Annotated in this window: 17 protein-coding genes; 6 read left to right on the forward strand and 11 right to left on the reverse strand. The window is 73.4% G+C overall.

What is annotated here, in order from left to right; all coding sequences use genetic code 11:
* Positions 1–34: 34 nt before the first annotated feature.
* The 6 genes from ACGIF2_RS03770 to ACGIF2_RS03795 all read right to left on the reverse strand — a co-directional run bounded on the left by ACGIF2_RS03770 (position 35) and on the right by ACGIF2_RS03795 (position 8,647).
* The gene (locus ACGIF2_RS03770; RefSeq protein ID WP_396043640.1) at positions 35–1,393 is read right to left on the reverse strand and encodes a M20 family metallopeptidase; all 1,359 of its coding nucleotides are present in this window, start codon (positions 1,391–1,393) and stop codon (positions 35–37) included.
* Positions 1,390–2,577 (reverse strand): glutamate 5-kinase, encoded by a 1,188-nt coding sequence (gene proB / locus ACGIF2_RS03775; RefSeq protein WP_396043642.1) that lies wholly within the window; start codon positions 2,575–2,577, stop codon positions 1,390–1,392. The genes ACGIF2_RS03770 and proB overlap by 4 nt, the downstream gene beginning before the upstream one ends.
* A gap of 57 nt (positions 2,578–2,634) precedes the next feature.
* The gene (obgE, locus tag ACGIF2_RS03780; RefSeq protein ID WP_396043644.1) at positions 2,635–4,149 is read right to left on the reverse strand and encodes a GTPase ObgE; all 1,515 of its coding nucleotides are present in this window, start codon (positions 4,147–4,149) and stop codon (positions 2,635–2,637) included.
* Between the two features lie 148 nt (positions 4,150–4,297).
* On the reverse strand, positions 4,298–4,552 hold the full coding sequence (gene rpmA, locus ACGIF2_RS03785) for a 50S ribosomal protein L27 (protein WP_396043646.1): 255 nt from the start codon (positions 4,550–4,552) through the stop codon (positions 4,298–4,300).
* Between the two features lie 61 nt (positions 4,553–4,613).
* A complete protein-coding gene (rplU, locus tag ACGIF2_RS03790) occupies positions 4,614–4,922 on the reverse strand; it encodes a 50S ribosomal protein L21 (RefSeq protein WP_396043769.1) in 309 nt (102 codons plus the stop codon).
* Positions 4,923–5,098: 176 nt separating this feature from the next.
* The gene (locus ACGIF2_RS03795; protein ID WP_396043648.1) at positions 5,099–8,647 is read right to left on the reverse strand and encodes an Rne/Rng family ribonuclease; all 3,549 of its coding nucleotides are present in this window, start codon (positions 8,645–8,647) and stop codon (positions 5,099–5,101) included.
* Positions 8,648–9,083: 436 nt separating this feature from the next.
* Between ACGIF2_RS03795 and ACGIF2_RS03800 the strand changes: the two genes are divergently transcribed.
* The 5 genes from ACGIF2_RS03800 to ACGIF2_RS03820 are packed head-to-tail and all read left to right on the forward strand — an operon-like array spanning position 9,084 to position 16,919.
* Complete coding sequence (locus ACGIF2_RS03800) at positions 9,084–10,559, forward strand: cytochrome ubiquinol oxidase subunit I (protein WP_396043650.1); 1,476 nt, start codon at positions 9,084–9,086, stop codon at positions 10,557–10,559.
* Between the two features lie 10 nt (positions 10,560–10,569).
* Positions 10,570–11,628 (forward strand): cytochrome d ubiquinol oxidase subunit II, encoded by a 1,059-nt coding sequence (gene cydB, locus ACGIF2_RS03805; protein ID WP_396043652.1) that lies wholly within the window; start codon positions 10,570–10,572, stop codon positions 11,626–11,628.
* A gap of 19 nt (positions 11,629–11,647) precedes the next feature.
* The gene (gene cydD, locus ACGIF2_RS03810; RefSeq protein ID WP_396043654.1) at positions 11,648–13,381 is read left to right on the forward strand and encodes a thiol reductant ABC exporter subunit CydD; all 1,734 of its coding nucleotides are present in this window, start codon (positions 11,648–11,650) and stop codon (positions 13,379–13,381) included.
* Complete coding sequence (gene cydC, locus ACGIF2_RS03815; protein ID WP_396043656.1) at positions 13,378–15,219, forward strand: thiol reductant ABC exporter subunit CydC; 1,842 nt, start codon at positions 13,378–13,380, stop codon at positions 15,217–15,219. The genes cydD and cydC overlap by 4 nt, the downstream gene beginning before the upstream one ends.
* A complete protein-coding gene (locus ACGIF2_RS03820) occupies positions 15,216–16,919 on the forward strand; it encodes a GAF domain-containing sensor histidine kinase (RefSeq protein WP_396043658.1) in 1,704 nt (567 codons plus the stop codon). Before cydC ends, ACGIF2_RS03820 begins: the two co-directional genes overlap by 4 nt.
* A gap of 110 nt (positions 16,920–17,029) precedes the next feature.
* Here the strand turns inward: ACGIF2_RS03820 and ACGIF2_RS03825 are convergent, their stop codons facing one another.
* A complete protein-coding gene (locus ACGIF2_RS03825) occupies positions 17,030–17,656 on the reverse strand; it encodes a response regulator (RefSeq protein WP_396043771.1) in 627 nt (208 codons plus the stop codon).
* Positions 17,657–17,773: 117 nt separating this feature from the next.
* Between ACGIF2_RS03825 and ACGIF2_RS03830 the strand changes: the two genes are divergently transcribed.
* Complete coding sequence (locus tag ACGIF2_RS03830) at positions 17,774–18,718, forward strand: phosphoglycerate dehydrogenase (protein ID WP_396043660.1); 945 nt, start codon at positions 17,774–17,776, stop codon at positions 18,716–18,718.
* A 21-nt stretch (positions 18,719–18,739) separates the two neighbouring features.
* Here the strand turns inward: ACGIF2_RS03830 and mutM are convergent, their stop codons facing one another.
* The 4 genes from mutM to ACGIF2_RS03850 form a co-directional block, all read right to left on the reverse strand.
* Positions 18,740–19,666 (reverse strand): bifunctional DNA-formamidopyrimidine glycosylase/DNA-(apurinic or apyrimidinic site) lyase, encoded by a 927-nt coding sequence (gene mutM, locus ACGIF2_RS03835; RefSeq protein ID WP_396043662.1) that lies wholly within the window; start codon positions 19,664–19,666, stop codon positions 18,740–18,742.
* Between the two features lie 21 nt (positions 19,667–19,687).
* The gene (gene rnc, locus ACGIF2_RS03840; RefSeq protein ID WP_396043664.1) at positions 19,688–20,395 is read right to left on the reverse strand and encodes a ribonuclease III; all 708 of its coding nucleotides are present in this window, start codon (positions 20,393–20,395) and stop codon (positions 19,688–19,690) included.
* Positions 20,396–20,464: 69 nt separating this feature from the next.
* Positions 20,465–20,662 carry a 50S ribosomal protein L32 gene (gene rpmF / locus ACGIF2_RS03845; RefSeq protein ID WP_396043666.1) on the reverse strand — a complete coding sequence of 66 codons (198 nt, stop codon included), beginning with the start codon at positions 20,660–20,662 and terminating at the stop codon, positions 20,465–20,467.
* Between the two features lie 2 nt (positions 20,663–20,664).
* Positions 20,665–21,261 carry a YceD family protein gene (locus ACGIF2_RS03850; RefSeq protein ID WP_396043668.1) on the reverse strand — a complete coding sequence of 199 codons (597 nt, stop codon included), beginning with the start codon at positions 21,259–21,261 and terminating at the stop codon, positions 20,665–20,667.
* Between the last annotated feature and the right edge of the window lie 44 nt (positions 21,262–21,305).

The raw sequence follows: 21,305 nt of genomic DNA on the forward strand, positions 1-21,305 counted from the left end.
CCTCGTCCCGGGGCGGCCCCCGGGAACGTGCTGCTCACTCGAAGTAGCCGGGCACGTCCACCGGACCCCCGGCGTCCTCGAAGTCCTGGCGGACGGCAGCCCGCAGCTCCGGGTCGGCCAGGTAGTCGAGGGCCGTGAGCGCGAGCCCGACCGCGGCGTCGAGGGCTGCCCGGTCCCCGGCCGGTCCACCGGCGGCCTGGGCGAACTCGCGGGTGTGCAGGGCGACGTCGGGAGCGCTCACGGCGATCATCGGGTGGATGCCGGGCAGCCGCTGGCTCACGTTCCCGAAGTCCGTCGACGCGGCGAGGATCTCCGGCACCACGCCGCCCGCGAGCGCCGTCCGTCCCTGACCGGCCTGGTGCTGGGCCCAGCGCTCCGCGAGCGGCGCGTTGGTGCGCAGCGGCAGGCTGAACGGCACCGGGTCCCAGGTCACCTCGGCGGTGGTGCCAGTGGCCAGCGCGACCCCGTGGGCGATGTCCGTCAGGCGCTCCGACAGGTCGCGGAGCGTCGCGGCGTGCGCCGATCGCACGTAGTACTCGACGGTCGCGCGCTCGGGCACCACGCTGGGCCGCTCCCCGCCCTCGAGCACGATGCCGTGCACGCGGTCCGAGGGCGGGATGTGCTGCCGCAGAAAGCCGACCGCCTGGTAGTTGAGGGCGACGGCGTCGAGCGCGTTGCGCCCCATGAACGGGCTCGCCGACGCGTGCGCCGCGACACCGTGGTACGTCACGCGCAGCCGGCGGCGACCCAGGAACGGGTGGTCGGCCACGTCGTAGCCGAACGGGTGGACCATGATCGCCGCGTCGACCCCGTCGAAGAACCCGGCCCGCGCGAGGATCTCCTTCCCCGAGTTCCCCTCCTCGGCCGGGGTGCCCAGCAGCAGCACCCGGCCGGGCAGCACGGCACCCTCGGCGACCGCACGGTGCAACGCGAGGAACGCCCCGACGGCCGCCGCCGCGATCACGTTGTGGCCGCACGCGTGCCCGATCCCCGGCAGCGCGTCGTACTCCGCGACGATCGCCACGGTGGGTCCGGCCGCCGGGTCCGGCGCCCCCGCGTCGGGTCCCGCCGACGTCAGCCCGGCGCGCAGCGCGGTGGCCAGCCCGTGCGAGCCGACCGTCGCGGCGATCCCGTGCCGGGCGAGCAGGTCGGCGATCTCGGCGACCGCACGGTGCTCCCGGAACGCCTCCTCCGGGTGCGCGTGGATGACCCGGGCGAGCCCGACGACGTCGTCCTGCTGCGCCTCGGCGGCTGCCCGGACCTTCGCCGCGTCCCGCTCGTCGGCGCCCCGGTGGGGCGAGGCCAACGGCACGAAGGCGGCTTGCCGCCGCACTGTCTGCGCGCGGAGCTGCTCGAGGTAGGCGGTGCTCGGCGGAGCCGGTCGCTCGGTCATCGTCGAACTCCTCGGTGGTGGGGTGCGGTCGCCTCCGCGCGACGACGACGCACCAGCACCAGGTCGTCGCGGTGCACGAGCTGGCGGTCGTACCCGGGGCCCAGGTCGGCGCGCAGCTCGGAGGTCGTGTGCCCGATCAGGTCGGGGATCTCCGACGAGGAGTACGCGACCAGGCCCCGCGCCACGACGACGCCGTCCTCGGAGGCCAGCTCGACCGGGTCGCCCGCCTCGAACGTCCCCTCGACGCGCGTCACCCCCGCCGGGAGCAGCGAGGTGCGGCGATCCACCACCGCGTGCACGGCCCCGTCGTCGAGCACCAGCCGGCCGCGGGTCCGCGCGGCGTGCGCGAGCCACATGAGCCGCGTCGAGGCCCGTCGCCCGGTCGCGGCGAACCAGGTGCCGACGTCCTCCCCCGCGAGCGCCTGCGCGGCGTTGTCGGCCGAGGTCAGCACCACGGGGATGCCCGACCCGGTCGCGATCGCGACCGACTCGAGCTTGGTCACCATGCCCCCGGTACCCACAGCGCTGCCGCGCGAGGTCACGTCGACGCCGTCGATGTCGGCCAGCCCCCGCACCTCGGGGATGCGCACCGAGCCCGGGCGCGACGGAGGGCCCGTGTGCAGCCCGTCGACGTCGGTGAGCAGCACGAGCGCGTCGGCGTGCACCAGGTGGGAGACGAGCGCGGCGAGCCGGTCGTTGTCGCCGAAACGGATCTCCTCGGTCGCGACCGTGTCGTTCTCGTTGATCACGGGCACCACGCCGAGCTCCAGCAGCCGGGTCAGGGCCCGCTGCGCGTTGCGGTAGTGGCCGCGTCGGACCGTGTCCTCGGCCGTGAGCAGCACCTGCCCCACCCGCAGGCCGTGACCCCAGAACGAGCGCGTGTAGTGCGCCACGAGCAGCCCCTGGCCCACCGACGCGGCGGCCTGCTGGGTCGCGAGGTCACGCGGCCGGGCGGCGAGGCCGAGCGGGCCGAGCGCCGCCGCGATGGCGCCCGACGAGACGAGCACCACCTGGTGGCCGGCGGCCCGCCGCGCCGCGAGCACGGTCACGAGCGCGTCGAGGCGCGCGGGGTCGAGCCGGCCGTCCGCGCCCGTGAGGGACGAGGAGCCGACCTTGACCACGACGCGCGGGGCATCGACCAGGTCCCGACGTTCTCGCAGTGCAGCAGCGCTCACGGGGAGCATTCTCCCCCGCAGAGCGCCACGATCACGCGAGTGCCCGCCCAGCGGACCACGCGCGGCTCACTCGTCGTCGGTCCAGAACCCTGCTTCGCGCTCGGTCCACAGCTCCGCGCGGGCCTCGGCCTTGGCGTCCATGCGGTCCTTGTACTCGACGCGCTTCTCGCCACGCGTCGGGCGGCTACGGTCCTCGATGCGCATGTCGGTGCCGCGCGGGCCCCCGAGCAGCTCCGAGCCCGTGAGCAGCGTGGGCTCCCAGTCGAAGACGACGCCGCTGGGGCCGTCGCCGATCACGACGGTGGCACCCGAGACGGCACCGGCCGCGAACAGCTTCTCCTCGACGCCGAGCCGCGCGAGGCGGTCCGCGAGGTAGCCGACGGCCTCGTCGTTGCGGAAGTCCGTCTGGCGGACCCAGCGCTCGGGCTTGGTGCCGAGCACCTGGAAGTAGTCCTTGACTCCGTCGTTCCGTCGCGTGACGGTGAACCCGGCGTCGTCGACCGCCTTGGGCCGCAGCACGATCCGCGTCGCCTCGGGCACCGGAGCCTCGCGGCGGGCGCGGTCGACCATCTCGCCGAGGGCGAAGGTCAGGGCGCGCAGACCCTCGTGGCTCGCGGTCGAGATCTCGAAGACCTGCAGGCCACGGGCTTCGAGCTCGGGGCGCACCAGCTCGGCGAGCTCACGCGCCTCAGGCACGTCGATCTTGTTGAGCACGACCAGACGCGGACGCTCGTTGAGCGGCACGCGACCACCCTCGATGCCGAGGTCGCCCGAGTACGTCGCGAGCTCGGCCTCGAGCGCCTCGAGGTCGCTCAGCGGGTCGCGGTCGGGCTCGAGCGTGGCGCAGTCGAGCACGTGCACGAGCACCGCGCAGCGCTCGATGTGCCGCAGGAACTCCAGGCCCAGTCCCTTGCCCTCGCTCGCACCCGGGATCAGGCCGGGCACGTCGGCGACGGTGTAGCGGGCCGACCCGGCCTGCACCACGCCCAGGTTCGGGATCAGCGTCGTGAACGGGTAGTCGGCGATCTTGGGTCGCGCGGCCGAGATGGCGGCGACGAGGCTCGACTTGCCCGCGCTCGGGAAGCCCACGAGGGCCACGTCGGCGATGCTCTTGAGCTCGAGCACGACGTCCCGCGCCTCACCGGGCTCACCGAGCAGCGCGAACCCGGGGGCCTTGCGCCGCGGCGACGCGATCGCCGAGTTGCCGAGGCCGCCGTGGCCGCCCGCCGCGACGACGTACTGCGCGCCGACGCCGACCAGGTCGGCCAGCACCTCGCCGTCGGTCGACTTCACGACCGTGCCGTCGGGCACCGGGAGGACCAGGTCCTCACCCGAGGCGCCCTGGCGGTGGTCGCCCATGCCCTGCTTGCCCGAGGACGCGTGGCGGTGAGGTGCGTGGTGGTAGTCGAGGAGGGTCGTGACCTGAGGGTCGACCACGAGCGTCACGCTCCCGCCGCGGCCACCGGTGCCGCCGTCGGGGCCCGCGAGCGGCTTGAACTTCTCACGGTGGATCGAGACGCAGCCGTGACCGCCATCCCCGCCGCTGGCGTGCAGGACGACACGGTCGACGAATGTCGCCATCGTTCACCACTCTCCTCGGGTCGGCCCCTGGCCGACCATCTGCTCGTGCTGGGTCATACGGTTCGTGCGGGTCGTGCTCATGTGCTGCTGCAACGACGAAGGGACGCACCGCACCGGTGCGCCCCTTCGACGAACAAGTTGTGCTGCGTCAGGCCGCCGACACGATGTCGATGACCTTGCGGCCGCGGCGCTGGCCGAACTCGACCGCACCGGGGGCGAGGGCGAACAGCGTGTCGTCCTTGCCGCGGCCGACGTTGATGCCGGGGTGGAAGTGCGTGCCGCGCTGACGGACGATGATCTCGCCCGCCTTGACGACCTGACCACCGAAGCGCTTGACGCCGAGGCGCTGCGCGTTCGAGTCGCGACCGTTGCGCGACGAGCTCGCGCCCTTCTTGTGTGCCATGACGTACCTGCCTTCGTGCTCAGATGGATGACGCTCCGCGGACGACGGCCGCGGCGCAAGCTCAGTTGATGCCGGTGACCTTCAGGCGGGTCAGCTTCTGGCGGTGACCCTTGCGGACGCGGTAGCCGGTCTTGTTCTTGTACTTGAGGATGTCGATCTTCGGGCCCTTCTCGTCCCGGACGACCTCCGCGGTGACCGAGACCTTCGCGAGGTCCTGAGCATCGGTGGTGACCTTCTCACCGTCGACCAGCAGCAGGGCGGGGAGCTCGATGGTCGAGCCTGCCTTGGCGGCGAGACGGTCGACCACGACGACATCGCCGACGGCGACCTTCTCCTGGCGGCCGCCAGCCTTCACGATCGCGTACACCACGTTGCTGCTCATCTCTGCTCGTCGAACATCAGTCAGGGGGCGCGCTCTACGTGATGGATGCGGAAAAGACCCTCACATCACGGGCACGCACGTCGGTACGCCACAGGTGTACCGACGTTCAAGAGTACGGAACGCCCCTGGCCCGGTCAAATGAGCCCGGGGCGCTCCGTACCCGTTCAGGCCGTCGGCGACTCCTCGTCGCTGTCGACCTCGAAGAGTCCGGGGTCCACCGGGGTCAGCTCGAGCGGCTCGGCGGCCTCGTCCTGGTCCGAACGGCCCGACTCGTCCTGGGTCTTCGGCTCGGGCTCGGGGTCCGTGCTCATGGGAACGGTCGCAAACGCCGCCAGCACGTCGAGGACGGGGGCCGGGGCGTCGGCGGGCGCCTCGTGAGCAACCTCACGCGCCGCCGGGGCCAACGCCTCGAGCTCGGCCGCGGTCGCCCGCGGGGCCGCCGCGGGCTCCTCACCGTGCTCGTGGGCGTGCGCCGCCGCTGCCGCGATGGTCGCGAGCGTGGCCTTGACGGCCTCGCGTGCCTCGGGCAGCACCGGCACGGCCGGGAGCGTGGACGCGGGGGCCGGGGCGGCCTCCTTGGCACCACGCTTGCGGCGCGAGCGCTTGGGCTCACCCTCGGCGGCGGCCGGGGCCGGCGCCGGGGCGACCTGCTGCTGGGGCGCGCCCGCGTCGGACCGACCGTTCTTCTCGATCGGGTCGGTGTGCACGATGAACCCACGACCGTGGCAGTGCTCGCACGTCTCGCTGAACGCCTCGACCAGGCCCTGACCCACGCGCTTGCGGGTCATCTGCACCAGGCCGAGCGAGGTGACCTCGGCCACCTGGTGCTTGGTCCGGTCACGGCCCAGGCACTCGACGAGGCGACGCAGCACCAGGTCGCGGTTCGACTCGAGCACCATGTCGATGAAGTCGATGACGATGATGCCGCCGATGTCCCGCAGCCGGAGCTGGCGGACGATCTCCTCGGCCGCCTCCAGGTTGTTGCGCGTCACGGTCTCCTCGAGCGTGCCGCCCGAGCCCGTGAACTTGCCCGTGTTGACGTCGACCACCGTCATGGCCTCGGTGCGCTCGATGATGAGCGAGCCGCCCGAGGGCAGCCAGACCTTGCGGTCCATGCCCTTGGCCAGCTGCTCGTCGACCCGGTGGGCCGAGAAGACGTCGCCGTTGCCCGTCCAGCGCGTGACCTTCTGCGCCAGGTCGGGGGCCAGCTCGCCGATGTAGCCGGAGATCGTGGCCCACGCCTCGTCGCCCTGCACCACGAGCGAGCTGAAGTCGTCGTTGAAGATGTCGCGGACGACGCGGATGGCCATGTCCGGCTCACCCTGCAGCAGCGCCGGCGCGGACGCCGACTTCGCCTTCTTCTCGATGGCCTCCCACTGGTCCTGCAGGCGGGCGATGTCGGCGCGCAGCTCGTCCTCGCTCGCGCCCTCGGCGGCGGTGCGCACGATGACGCCCGCGGAGTCCGGGACGATCTCGCGCAGGATCTTCTTCAGGCGCGCGCGCTCGTTCTCGGGCAGCTTGCGGCTGATGCCGGTCATGCCGCCGCCGGGCACGTACACGAGGTACCGGCCGGCGAGCGTGATCTGCGACGTCAGGCGGGCGCCCTTGTGGCCGATCGGGTCCTTGGTGACCTGCACCAGCACCGAGTCGCCGGACTTGAGCGCCTGCTCGATGCGGCGCGGCTGACCCTCGAGGCCCGCGGCGTCCCAGTTGACCTCACCGGCGTACAGCACGGCGTTGCGCCCCTTGCCGACGTCGACGAACGCGGCCTCCATGCTCGGCAGCACGTTCTGCACGCGGCCGAGGTACACGTTGCCGGCCATCGACACCTGCGCCTGGCGCGAGACGTAGTGCTCGACGAGCACGCCGTCCTCGAGCACGGCGATCTGCGTGCGGCCACCGGCCTCACGCACGACCATCGAACGCTCGACGGCCTCGCGGCGGGCCAGGAACTCCGACTCGGTGATGATCTGACGGCGACGGCCCGCGTCCCGGCCCTCACGCCGACGCTGACGCTTGGCCTCGAGGCGCGTGGACCCGCGCAGCGCGGTGACCTCGTCGTTCGACGAGCGCGAGCTGCGCGTGCGGGTGGGCGCCGCAGGCTCGTGCTCGGCCGACTCGCCCCGGCCGCTGCGACGACGACGCCGACGCCGACGGCTCGAGCCGCCCTGGTCGTCGCCCTCGGCCGCACCGGTGTCGGTCTGGTCGTCCTGGTCGGCATCGTGCTCGTCGTCACCATGCTCGCCAGCGGTCGCCTCGTCGGCGCCCTCGGCGGTGTCGGTGTCGGTGTCGGTGGTCTCGGCGTCCTGCTCGTCGGTGCTGCGACCACGGCGGCCACGGCCACCGCGACGGCGACGACGACGCTGGGCCGACTGCTCGTCCTCGGACGTCTCGTCGACCTCGATGGACTCGGCCTCGGTCGCCTCGGTGGACTCCTCGTCCTCGGGAGCCTCCTCGACCTCGGGCACGGGCGCGACCTCGGCCTGCGGCGCGCGACGCCCACGGCGGCGCGAGCCACGCTCGGGAGCGGCGACCGTCTCGGCAGGTGCGAGGGCCTCCTCGACCTGCTCGGTCGGCTGGGGCTGCACGTCCTCGGTGTGCTGCGCGGCGGCGACCCCCGAGATCATCTGCGGGGTGCCGGCGGGCGCGACGGCCCGGCGGCGGCGGGGGCGGGAGTCGGTGTCCGGCGCCTGGAACAGCAGGGCGGTGGTCGCCAGGCGGGGCGACCCGCTGCGCTGCTCGGGGGGCGCGGTGCGCGAACCTCGGTCGGACGAGCCGGTCGTGCGCTCGGGCGCCGTGGTGGTCGCGGTCCGGGCGGGCTTCGTGCCGGTCGACCGCTCGACCGACGCACCGAGCTCGGCCAGGACGTCGAGGTTGCGGGCGGTGGCGGTGGTGGCCTCGGCGGTCGTCGCCTCGTCCGACTCGTCGTCCGTCTCCTCGGTCTCGTCGACCTCGGCCACGGGCGCGGGGGCGGGTGCCTTGCGGGTACGGCGCGCGGGGCGCTTCGCGGCAGGCTCGGCGGCGGGGGCCGGCTCGGCCTCGGCGGCGGGCGCGGCCACGGGCTCGGCGACCACCGACGTGTCTGCGGCGGCCGGGGCCGTGGTCGGGCGGGTCGAGCGGCGGCTGCGCGACCGGGCCGGCGGCGCGGCGGGCGCGTCGGCGGGCGTCTCGGTCGGCGCGCTGGTGGTCGGCGCGTTGGTGGTCGGCGCGCTGGTGGCCGGCTCGTCGTGCACCGGGGTGGCGGCGACGGTGACCGGCGCGGCCGCGGCGGCACCCGGGGTCGTGGGTGCCGTGCGGACCGCACGACGCGAACGGGTCGTCCGTGCCGGAGCGGTGGGCTCGGCGACGGGCGCCACGTCCACCGGGGCGGCGACGGGGGCGTCGGACGTGGGTGCCGGGGCCGCGGGGGTCTCGGCGGCCGGTGCGGCAGCCTTCGTGGCACGCCGGGACCGGGTCCGCGGTGCGGCGGCAGGCTCGGAGCCGGCCTCAGGCCCGGTCGCCGCCGGAGCCGCTGCGGCAGCGGGCGCTGCGGCAGCGGGTGCCGCGGCGGAAGGCGTCACGGCGACCTCCGTCACACCGGCCGCGTCTGTCGGCGGAGCGGTCTTGCGGGTCGCGCGTCGGCGAGCAGGCTTGGTCGGTGCAGCCTCGGGAGCGGTGCCCCCGCCTCCGACGTTCGCGCTGTCGTTGTTCTCGGGGGTGAAGTCGAGCGTCACTCGTGGTACTCCTGCATGCCCCTCGGGGAGCCGGCCACACTCCTCGGCGCCCCAGTGGCGGTCAGTCGTCGCTCGCGCTGTGCGCTGCGACGGAAGTCGTCGGTGGCGGCTGCCGGATCACGGTCGGCGCCATCGCCTGCCAGCGTGTCCAGCGAGTGCCCCACGGTGGGGTCCTGCTGGCACCCGGCGGCGCCTGGCGAGCGCGATACCCTGGTTCGGCGAGCTCGGTCACGGAATCAGGACGGTGTGGGCGTCCCGGAATCCGCAGTCAGTATCGCACAGGCCCTCCGAGCTAGCGTGGTGACACGACGGCCCACGATCTGACAGTTCTTCATCTCGTGGGACCTAGGTCCCGGGACCATTCAGGCTTGGGTCCTACCGTTCGCTCAGGCCGCATCGGTCCGATCCCCCCTCAGTACCGTGACGGAGACATCGCGTGGAAGCCCTCGACCTGGCCCGGTGGCAGTTCGGCATCACCACCGTCTACCACTTCATCTTCGTTCCCCTCACGATCGGGCTCTCGACGCTCGTCGCGATCATGCAGACCTTCTGGGTCCGCACGAAGAACGACCGCTGGCTGCGGCTGACCAAGTTCTTCGGGAAGCTGATGCTCATCAACTTCGCGATCGGCGTCGCGACCGGCATCGTCCAGGAGTTCCAGTTCGGGATGAACTGGAGCGAGTACTCGCGCTTCGTGGGTGACGTGTTCGGCGCCCCGCTCGCGATGGAGGCCCTCGCCGCGTTCTTCGTCGAGTCGACCTTCCTCGGCCTGTGGATCTTCGGCTGGGACAAGCTGCCCAAGAAGATCCACCTCGCGTGCATCTGGGCCGTGGCCCTCGCGACGAACCTCTCCGCGTTCTTCATCCTGGCCGCGAACTCCTGGATGCAGCACCCGGTCGGCACGGTCTTCAACCTCGAGACCGGCCGCGCCGAGATGGTCGACATCGGGGCCGTGCTCACGAACTCGACGCTCCTCGCGGCCTTCCCGCACACGATCACGGCTGCGTTCCTCACTGCCGGCACCTTCGTCGCCGGCATCTCCGCCTGGTGGATGGTGCGGCTCGTGCGGCGCGGCGAGGTCGACAAGGCCCGCGACGTCTACCGCCCGGCCGTCATCCTGGGCGTGGTCACCATGCTCATCTCCGGTGTCGGCGTCGCAGTGAGCGGCGACACCCAGGCCAAGCTCATGTTCGAGCAGCAGCCCATGAAGATGGCCGCGGCCGAGGCGCTGTGCGAGAGCACCGACGGGGCATCGTTCTCGATCCTGGCGGTCGGCGACCTCACGAACGACTGCGAGGGCGTGAGCCACCTCATCGAGGTCCCCGGCTTCACGTCGTTCCTCGCGACCAACGACTTCAACGCCCCGCTCGAGGGCGTCAACCAGATCCAGGAGCGCTACGAGGAGCTCTACGGGGCGGACGTCGACTACTCCCCCAACCTCGCTGTGACGTACTGGAGCTTCCGGCTCATGATCGGGCTCGCCGCAGGGTCGGCCGCGCTCGCGCTCGCTGCGCTGTGGCTCACCCGCAAGGGCCGGGTCACGGACAACATCTGGTTCTCTCGCCTCGCGCTCGTCGCGATCCCCATGCCGTTCCTCGCGTGCTCGTTCGGCTGGATCTTCACCGAGATGGGTCGCCAGCCGTGGGTCGTGGCCCCCAACCCCACCGGGGTGGACGGGGTGTGGCTGCTCACGCAGCGCGGTGTGAGCGAGGTCGTCAGCGCCTCGACCGTCATCCTCTCGATGGTCGCCTTCACGGCGCTCTACGGCGTCCTCGCTGTCGTCTGGTACAAGCTCATGCACCGCTTCGCGATCGAGGGCGTCGCCGACAGCGAGAAGGACGTCAGCCCCGACAACCCCGACAACGACCACTCCGACGACGCCGGCGACCGCCCGCTGTCGTTCGCGTACTGAGGTAGGAGTCATGGAGCTCACGACGGTCTGGTTCCTGCTCATCGCGGTCCTGTGGACCGGTTACCTCGTCCTCGAGGGTTTTGACTTCGGTGTCGGCATGCTCCTGCGCCCGCTCGGGCGCAGCGAGAAGGAGCGCCGGGTCATGATCAACACGATCGGGCCCGTCTGGGACGGCAACGAGGTGTGGCTGCTCACCGCGGGAGGCGCGACGTTCGCCGCCTTCCCCGAGTGGTACGCCACGCTGTTCTCCGGGTTCTACCTGCCCCTGCTGCTGATCCTGCTCGCTCTGATCGTTCGTGTCGTCGCCTTCGAGTGGCGCGGCAAGATCGACGACGACGCCTGGCGCAACCGCGCCGACTGGGCGCTGACGATCGGCTCGTGGGTCCCGGCCATCCTGTGGGGCGTCGCGTTCGCGAACATCGTGCGCGGGGTCGAGCTCGACGCGAACCACCAGTACGTGGGTGGGTTCTTCGCGCTGCTCAACCCGTTCGCGCTGCTCGGCGGTGCGACGACCGCGCTGCTCTTCCTCACGCACGGTGCCGTGTTCCTCGCGCTCAAGTCGGCCGGTGACGTGCGCGAGCGTGCGGGCTCGCTGGCCTCGCGGCTCTCGGTCGTCACGCTCGTCGTCGCGGCCCTGTGGGCCGTGTGGGCGCAGGTCGCGTACTCGGTGCCGTGGACGTGGGCCGCCGTGGCCGTCGCCGCTCTCGCGCTCGTCGGGCTCGTCGTCGCCACCCGGGCACGTCGCGAGGGCTGGGCGTTCATCGCCTCGGCCGTGACGATCGTCGCCGCGGTGGTGCTGATCTTCGGGTCGCTGTTCCCCGACGTGATGCCCGCGTTCGACCCGGCGAACTCGCTCACGGTCGACAACGCGTCCTCGACGGACTACACGCTCGGGGTCATGACGTGGGTCGCGGCGATCCTGACCCCGCTCGTCCTGCTCTACCAGGGCTGGACGTACTGGGTGTTCCGCAAGCGCGTCTCGGCCGACAGCATCCCGGACTCGATCGGGCTCACCTTCGGGCGCCCGAAGGCCGACGTCACGTCGGGCTCGAGCCGCGAGACCCATTGAACATGAGGCACTCTCCAGCGTGAAACCGCTCGACCCCCGGCTCCTGCGCTACGCGCGAGCAGCCCGGACGTACCTCGCTCTGACCGTCGTGTTCGGGCTGGTCATCGCCGGACTCGTCATCGCTCAGGCCCTCCTGCTCGGCCGCACGCTCGGTGCGGCCGTGCAGGAGGGCGCTCTGCTGCCCGACGTCGCCACGCTCGTCGTCTGGCTCGCCGTGGTCGTGGCCCTGCGCGCCCTCGTCTCGGGTGCGCAGGAGCGGTACGCGCACCGGGCCGCGACCCGCGCGATCGCCCAGCTCCGCGTGCAGGTCGTCGAGCGGGCCGCCGCGCTGGGCCCACGCTGGCTCGCCGGCGGTGAGGGTCCCCGCGTCGTGACGCTCGCCACCCGCGGGCTCGAGGCGCTCGAGCCGTACTTCGTGCGGTACCTGCCCCAGCTCGTGCTCGCGGTGACGGTGACGCCGCTCACGCTGCTCGTGGTGCTGCGGCTCGACTGGATCTCGGCCGCGATCATCGCGGGGACCATCCCGCTCGTGCCGATCTTCATGGTGCTCGTGGGGCGCCTGACGCAGGGGCGCTCGGACCGGTGGCTGCGCGTCATGCAACGGCTCGGCTCGCAGGTGCTCGACCTGCTCGCGGGGCTGCCCACGCTGCGCGCGTTCGGACGGGAGCGGGGAGCCGCTCGCCGGGTCGCCGAGCTGGGGAGCGCGCACCGCCGGGCGACGATGAGCACCCTGCGCATCGCGTTCCTCTCGGGGATGGTCCTCGAGCTGCTCACCACCATCTCGGTCGCGCTCGTCGCGGTCGGCATCGGCCTGCGGCTCGTCTACGGCGAGATCGACCTGGTCACGGGCCTGACGGTGCTCGTCCTCGCGCCCGAGGTGTACCTGCCGCTGCGCCAGGTCGGCGCGCAGTTCCACGCCTCGACCGACGGGGTCGCGGCGGCCGACCGGGTCTTCGCCGTGCTCGAGACCCCGGTGCCGACGCACGGCACGCTCCCCTGCCCCGACCTGCGCACAGCGACCGTGCGCCTGCGCGACGTCAGCGTGCGGGCACCAGGACGTGGGGTCCTCGCCCCCGCCGGCCTCGACGTCGACGTGTCCCCCGGGCAGGTGCTCGCGCTCACCGGGCCGAGCGGGTCAGGCAAGACCACGGCCGTCGCGGTGCTGCTCGGGCTCCTGCGCCCCGATGCGGGCACCGTCGAGGTGACGGCCCCCGGCGTGGCACCCGTGCCGCTCGCCGACGTCGACCCCAGCACGTACTGGCCCCAGGTCGCCTGGCTGCCGCAGCGTCCCGTGCTCGAGCCCGGCACGATCGCCGACGTCGTCTCCGGCCCGTCCGGCGACGCACATGGCCGCCGCGACCGCGCGGCCGCCCTCACCGGCCTCGACGCCGTGGTCGCGACGCTCCCCCTCGGGTGGCAGACCCCGCTCGGACGCGGCGGGGCGGGTCTCTCGGTCGGCCAGCGCCAGCGGGTCGCCCTGACGCGTGCGCTCGTGTCGGACGCCCCTCTCGTGCTGCTCGACGAACCGACCGCCCACCTCGACGCCGCCTCGGAGGACGTGGTGCTGCGCACAGTCGAGGCCCTGCGCGACGAGGGACGCACGGTCGTCCTCGTCGCGCACCGCGCCTCGCTCATGGCCCTCGCGGACCACGTCGTCGAGGTGCACCCGGCGGCCGACCCGCTCGCCGACCCGCTCGCCGACGCCGACACCGGACCGACCGCCGACGCCGACCCGACGGAGGCCCGCCCGTGACCACGACCACCACCCCCCGCCCGGCGTCCGACCGGCGCCCCGGCCTGCTCGCGCGCAGCCGCGACCCGCTGTGGCGGGCTGTCGCGCTGCTCGACGTGCGACCGACCCGGGTCGCCCTCGCTGTGCTGCTCGGGGTGCTCGGGCTGGGCTGCGCCGTGGCCCTCGCGGGCGTCTCGGCGTGGCTCATCGCCCGGGCCTCGCAGATGCCGCCCGTGCTGACGCTGTCGATCGCGACGGTCGGTGTGCGGGCCTTCGGCATCGGGCGCGGGGTGTTCCGCTACGTCGAGCGGCTCGTCTCGCACGACGTGGCCCTGCGGGGCATGGCGAACCTGCGCACCTCGCTCTACCGCCGGCTCGCGGTGGGACGCCCCGAGGCCACCCTCGGCCTGCGCCGCGGCGACCTGCTCACCCGGGTCGGCGCCGACGTCGACGCGGTGGGCGACGCAGTGGTCCGCGGCCTGCTGCCCGCCGCCGTCGCGACGGTGCTGGGCCTCGGGACGGTCGTGGCGATGGGCGTGCTGCTGCCCGCCGCGGGGCTGAGCCTCGCGGTCTGCCTCGTGCTGGCGGGTGTCGTGGCGCCGTGGCTCGCAGCGCGTGCCGCCCGGACGAGCGAGCAGCGGGCGACCCAGGCCAAGGCCGCGATCTCGACCGTCGCCCTCGGGCTGCTCGACGACGCCGGACCGCTCACGGTGCAGGGCCGCGCCCCGGCCGAGCTCGACGCCCTGCGCGCGGCCGACCGTGACCTGGCCGCGGCGACCGACGCCGGCGCCCGTCCCGCGGCGCTGGGCGCGGCCCTCGGCGCGCTCGCGGTGGGGCTCGCGGTGCTCGCGGCCCTGCTGCTCGGCATCCCGGCGGTCGAGGCGGGTGCGCTCTCGCACGTCGCGCTCGCCGTGATCGTGCTCACACCGCTCGCGTCGTTCGAGGCCACGTCGGTGCTGCCCACCGCCGCGATCCAGCTCCAGCGCTCGCGCGCGGCGGCGCGCCGGATCATGGCGCTGCTCGACGAGGCCGCACCGACGGGCACCACCGACCTCGAGCTGCTGGACGCCGGACCGCTGGCCGGACCTGCGGCGACGCTCTCCCCCGGTGCGGAACGTCCCGCCGACCTGCGGGCCCGCGACCTCGTGTGCGGCTGGCCCGGGCGCGAGCCGGTGGTGCAGGGGCTCGACCTCGACGTGCGGCCCGGGCGCTCGATCGCCGTCGTGGGGCCGAGCGGCACGGGCAAGACGACCCTGCTGCTGACCCTCGCCGGCCTCATCCCCGCGCGCGGCGGCGAGCTGGCGCTCGACGGCACCCCCCTCGCGGGCCTCACGCGCGACGAGATCGCGCGCAGCGTCGTCCTCACCTCCGAGGACGCGCACGTCTTCGAGACGTCGGTGCTCGAGAATCTCCGGGTCGCCCGCGGCGACGTGACCCCCGCCGAGGCCCGCGACGCCCTCGACCGCGCAGGCCTCGGCCCGTGGCTCGCCGGGCTGCCCGACGGCGTCGACACCGAGCTCGGGCCCGACGCCCAGAGCGTCTCGGGCGGCGAACGCCGCCGGCTCCTGCTCGCCCGCGCGCTGCTCTCCCCCGCCCCGCTGCTGCTGGTCGACGAACCCGCCGAGCACCTCGACGCGGACACCGCCGATCGGCTCGTCCGGGACCTGCTCACGCAGCGCGGCGGACGCGGCGTCGTGGTGGTCACCCACCGGCTCACCCCGCTCGACGCCGCGGACGAGGTCGTCATGCTCGACCGGGGACGTGTCACGGCGCGCGGCACGCATGTGGCGCTGCTCTCGTCGGACCCGGGCTACCGTGAGGGCTTCGCACGTGAGCACGAGGACCCGGAGGACCCATGAGCGCGAGATCGCCGCGCGGTGGCACGATCGTCGACGACGGCGTCTCAGGAGAACGGCTGACCGAGCTGCTCGACGCTGTCCTCTCGGTCGCGAGCGACCTCGACCTCCCGGGTGTGCTCGAGCGGTTCGTGCACGTGAGCGCCGAACTCACCGGTGCCCCGTACGGCGCGATCAACGTGCTCGACAAGCGCGGCGCCTCCACCACGTTCGTGCAGACCGGCGTCCCCGCGGCGATCGCCGCGATGCTGGGCCACCCGCCGCACGCCGTCGGCGTCCTCAGCAAGATCCCGTCCCAGGGCGTGCTGCTCCTCGACGACCTGACCCAGCACCCCGCGTTCGAGGGCTTCCCCGCCGGGCACCCGCCGATGGGCTCGTTCCTGGGGGCGGCGGTCCGGGTGCGCCACCAGGTGTTCGGCTACCTGTACCTGTCCGACAAGCCCGGTGGCTTCACCGAGCACGACGCCACTGTGGTCGTGGCGCTCGCTGCTGCGGCCGGGGTCGCGGTGTCGAACGCCCAGCTCTATGCCGACGCCGCGCGTCGCGAGCACTGGCTGCGTGCGGGCCAGGACATCACCACGATGCTGCTCTCGGGGGTCGACGAAGAGGACGCGCTCGCGCACATCGCCGCCACCGCCCGCGACGTCTCCGACGCCGACACCGCGGCGCTCGCCCTGCCGGGCATGAACGGCGAGCTCATGATCGAGCTCGCCGACGGCCATGCGGCCGACAGCCTGGTCGGCCAGATCATGCCGCCCGACGGACGGTCGTGGTCGGTCATGACCGAGGGCCGGGGACTGCTCGTCGAGTCGCTGTCGAGGTCTCGCGTGGTGCGGGTCGTGCCGATGCGGGCGTTCGGCCCCGCGCTGTTCGCGCCCCTGCAGACCTCAGGGCGCGGCGTCGGCGTCCTCATCCTGCTGCGCCGCATCGGCAGCGCCCCGTTCGACCCGAACGACCTGATCAAGGCCGAGTCGTTCGCCTCCCAGGCCGCCCTCGCGTTCGTGCTGGCCGAGGCACGGCACGCGCAGGACGTCGCGGCGCTGCTCGACGAGCGGGAGCGGATCGCGCGCGACCTGCACGACATGGCGATCCAGCAGCTGTTCGCGACGGGCATGCAGCTCGAGACCGTGCGGCGTCGGGCGGCCCGCGGGGTCGACGCGACCGAGCTCACGAGCATCGTCGAGGAGGCCCTCGACAACGTCGACGGGTCGGTGCGGCAGATCCGCCAGATCGTCTACGCGCTGCGCGACCCGGATGCCGCCACGAGCCTCGTGGAGCGCCTGCGCCGTGAGGCGAGCCTCGCACGCACCGGGCTCGGCTTCGCACCGTCGCTCGTGCTGAACCTCGACGACGTCCCGCTGCCCGACGGCGACTACCTCGAGGTCGACCAGCTCGACGCCCGGGTGCGCGCCGACCTGGCCGACGACGTCGTCGCCGTCGTGCGTGAAGGGCTCGCGAACGCCGCCCGCCACGCCCACGCCTCCTCGGTCACGGTGCAGATCGCGGTGCGGGGCACGGGCCCCTCGGGCACCGTCACCGTCGAGGTCGAGGACGACGGCGCGGGCCTGCCCACGTCGCGCGACCGACGCTCGGGCACCGGGAACCTCGCGGCCCGCGCGCGTCAGCACGGCGGCACGTTCAGCCTGGGGGTGCCGCCCTCGGGCACCGGCACGCTCCTGAGCTGGTCGGCCCCGCTCGCCTGATCCGGGACGTCCGGCACCCACGCACGACGACGCCCCCGGGCCGTCGCCCCGCCCCCGAGGGGTGCAGGGCGCGAGCCGGGGGCGTCGTCGTGCGGGTGCGGCAGGTCGGCTCAGCGACCCGTCTCGGCGCGCCAGCCGCTGTGCTTGCGGGCCGAGACCCACGCGGCGACCTGCGTGCGCCGCTGAAGACCCATCTTCGCGAGCAACGACGTGATGTGGTTCTTGACCGTCTTCTCGGCGACACCGAGCCGCTCGGCGATCTCCCGGTTCGACATGCCCTCGCCGATCAGGTCCAGCACCTTCATCTCGCTCGGGGTGAGGTTCTCCGTCGGGTCGTCGTGGCCGGCCCGACGTCGCGTGACCGTCCGCTCGTCGAGCAGCGTCCGACCCGAGGCGACCGCACGGACCACGTCGGTGATCTCGGCGCCACGCACGCTCTTGAGCAGGTACGCCGCCGCACCGGCCTCGAGCGCCGCCGCGAGGGCGTCGTCGTCGTCGAACGACGTCAGGACGATGGCCCGCACCTCGGGGTGCTGGGCCCGCACGGCCGTGATCAGGTCGATCCCCGTGCCGTCGGGGAGCTGGAGGTCGACGAGCATGACCTGGGGCTGGACGAGCGAGGCGCGGCGCAGGCCGTCGGCGACGGAGCCCGCCTCGGCGATCACCGTCATCCCCTCGGCGCGTTCGACGACCTCGGCGATTCCTCGCCGGACGACCTCGTGGTCGTCGACGATCATGACGGTGATCGGACCGTGACGTTCCGGCTTTGGTGCAGTGTTCATCGGGGGCACCGTGGCATCGTATCGAGCGCACGCGCCTGCACCGACGTATGACCCACCGAACGACGAGGACACATGGTCAAGGTTCTGCTCCCCACGAGCATCGAGCTCGCTCCGGAGCTTCCCGACGGCGTCGAGACCGTCGCGTACGACGTCCGGCAGCCGATCCCCGAGGAGCACACGGACGCCGAGGTCCTCGTGTCCTGGACCAACCCTCCCCGGCTGCTCGCGGCCGAGGCTCGCCGCCTGCCACGGCTGCGATGGGTCGCGGCGCTGCCCGCGGGCCCGGACGCCGTCCTCGAGGCGGGATTCGCCCCCGACGTCGTGATCACCTCGGGACGCGGGCTGCACGACGGCCCGGTCGCGGAGCACACCCTCGCCCTGGTGCTCGCGGTCGCGCGCCGGCTGCCCGAGCTGGTCCGCGCGCAGGACGCGCACCGGTGGGCCCGAGAGCTCGGGGGCGCGCAGCCCGTGCGCGAACGCGGCTCGTTCCGCACGCTCGACGGCGCACGGGTGCTCGTGTGGGGGTTCGGGTCCATCGCGAGCCGGCTGGCCCCGCTCCTGACCGCGCTCGGCGCGGAGGTCACGGGTGTCGCGACGACCGCGGGCGAGCGGGCGGGCTACCCCGTGATCGCGTCGTCCGACATCACGCAGGCGCTCCCCACGACGGACCTGCTCATCGGCATCCTGCCCGCGACGCCCTCGACCCGCGACGCGATCGGCACGGACGTGCTGGCCGCGCTGCCGCCGCACGCCTGGGTCGTCAACGTGGGGCGCGGCTCGACGCTCGACGAGGCTGCGCTGCTCGCGGCGGTGCGCGCGGGATCGGTCGCCGGCGCGGCCCTGGACGTCTTCGCGACCGAGCCCCTGCCCGCCGACTCGCCGCTGTGGGACGAGCCGCGCATCCTCGTGTCCCCGCACGCCGCGGGCGGACGCCCCACGGGGGCCTCGGAGTTCCTCACGACCAACCTCGCGGCGTTCGTCGAGGGTCGACCGCTGGCCAACGCCCTCACCCGCTGACGACGCCCGGGCGGGGTCGGGTCACCAGTGCGCGTTGCGGGGCCGCGGCTGGCAGACGGGGCAGGTGTAGGACGAGCGGTTCATGAACTCGTCGCGGCGCACGGGCGTCCCGCAGCGGGGGCACGGCCGACCCTCCTGCCCGTACACCGCGAGCGAACGGTCGAAGTAGCCCGAGGCACCGTTGACGTCGACGTACAGCGCGTCGAAGCTCGTCCCGCCCTGCGCCAGGGCCTCGCGCATCACCTCGGCGGCCGCGTCGAGCGCCCGCTCGACCTCGGCGCGGCGCAGCGTCTCGGTGGGGCGCGCGTAGTGCAGACGGGCGCGCCACAGGGCCTCGTCGGCGTAGATGTTCCCCACCCCCGACGTGAGGGTCTGGTCGAGCAGCGCCCGCTTGAGCCCCGTGCGTCGGCCGCGGATCCGTGCGACGAGCGCGGGCCGGTCCAGCGCCGGGTCGAGCAGGTCGCGGCCGATGTGCGCGGCCGGCTCCGGCACCACCGGCCACGGCGACCCGGCCCCGCCTGGCGCCCCGTCGGGGGTCGGCACGAGCTCGGTGACAGTCAGGTGCCCGAACGTGCGCTGGTCCACGAAGTCGAGCGCGCCACCGTCGTCGAGCCGTAGCCGCACGCGCAGGTGGGGGTGGACGTCCGCGGTGCGTGCGTCGTCAGCAGTGGTGCGCACCAGCAGCTGGCCGCTCATGCCCAGGTGCGCCATCAGCGCGGCGTCCGGCACCTCGCCCGTCGGGGTGTCGAGCAGCAGCCAGAGGAACTTGCCGCGGCGTACAGCGGCGTCGAGGCGGCGGCCGGTCAGCTGACCCGCGAAGTCGAGGGGACCGCCCTGGTGCCGGCGCACGCTGTAGTCGCGGCGCACGTCGACGCCCGTGACGGTGCGGCCCACCACGTGGCGGGCGAGGCCGTCACGGACCGTCTCGACCTCAGGCAGCTCCGGCACGGCGCGCGACCCGGTGGCGGCTCAGGCGGACGGCGCCGTCGTGCGCGGCAGGGCCTCGAGCGCCCCGTAGGCGTCCGCAGCGGCCTGCTGCTCGGCGAGCTTCTTCGCGGGTCCGGTGCCGGTGCCGCGCACCTGCCCGCCCACCACGGCGTGGGCCGTGAACGTGCGGGCGTGGTCGGGGCCCTCGCCGACGACCTCGTACACCGGTGCGCCCAGGCTCAGCTCGGCGGCGAGCTCCTGCAGGCTCGTCTTCCAGTCCAGGCCGGCGCCCAGGTCGGCTGCGGCCTCGAGGGTGGGACCCACCAGCCCGAGCACGACGCGGCGTGCGGGCTCGAGACCGTGCGCGAGGTAGACGGCGCCGAACAGCGCCTCGAGCGTGTCGGAAAGGATCGAGTCCTTGTCGTTGCCGCCGGTCGCGAGCTCGCCCTTGCCGAGCAGCACGTAGGAGCCCAGGTCGAGCTCACGGGCCACGAGGGCCAGACCCCGCTGCGAGACCGTCGCCGCACGCATCTTGGCTAGCTCACCCTCGGACTGCCCGGGGTGGGTGCGGTACAGCTCCTCGGTCACCACGAGACCGAGCACGGTGTCACCGAGGAACTCGAGCCGTTCGTTGGTGGGGATGCCACCGGCCTCGTGCGCGAAGGACCGGTGGGTCAGTGCCAGCACAAGAAGCTCGGGGTCCAGCTGGACCCCGAGCTTCTCGACGAGCTGGTCGGCTGCGCTGCTCATCACGTCGTCAGAGAGTCGGAGAACGGAGCGTCGACAGCCAGGTGTGCGTCACGGTCGGACGACCGCGGTTCAGCGAGCTTCGTGCTCGGTGCGAACCGCTTCGGCGTAACGACGGTTGTTGTACGCACCGCACGACGGGCAGGCAATGTGCGGCTGCTTGTCGGCCTTGCACTGCGGGCAGGTCGTGAGCGTCGTGGCAGTGGTCTTCCACTGCGACCGACGCGCACGGGTGTTGCTGCGCGACATCTTGCGCTTCGGAACAGCCACGGCTAGCTCTCTTTCGTCTCGTCGAACGGGCCCTGGAGGCGCCCGAGGGCGGCCCACCGAGGGTCAAGGATCTCATGCTTGTGGTCCGGGTCGTCCGCCAGGCGCGCACCGCACTCGGAGCACAGGCCCGGGCAGTCGGGCCCGCACAGCGGTTGAAAGGGTAGCGCAGGCACCACCGTGTCCCGGAGCGCGGGCTCGAGATCGACAAGGTCTCCGTCGAGCTCGCGCACGTCCTCCTCGTCGTCGCCGTCCTCGACCGCGACCGCCGCACGCTCAGGGTAGACGTACAGCTCCTGGAACGGCACATCGATGTTCTCGACGACCTCTCCCAGGCAGCGCACGCACTCCCCGACCGCCCGGCCGCGGACGGATCCGGTGACCAGGACCCCTTCCATGACCGCCTCGAGCCGGAGATCCAGCGCGAGATCGGTCCCAGCAGGGACGCCGATGACGTCGGTACCGAGGTCCTCAGGGGCGGGCACTGTCCGTTGCACGGTCCGCATCGATCCCGGACGTCGTCCGAGCTCGTGGGTATCGAGCACGAAGGGCGAGCGGGGATCGAGGTGAGGCGCGCGCTGCACGGTCCAGGTTCCCGTCATGAGGTGGCTCGGTCCGCACGAACCGGCAGGACCAACGAGCAATC

The organism is Cellulomonas sp. P22 (assembly GCF_044392165.1).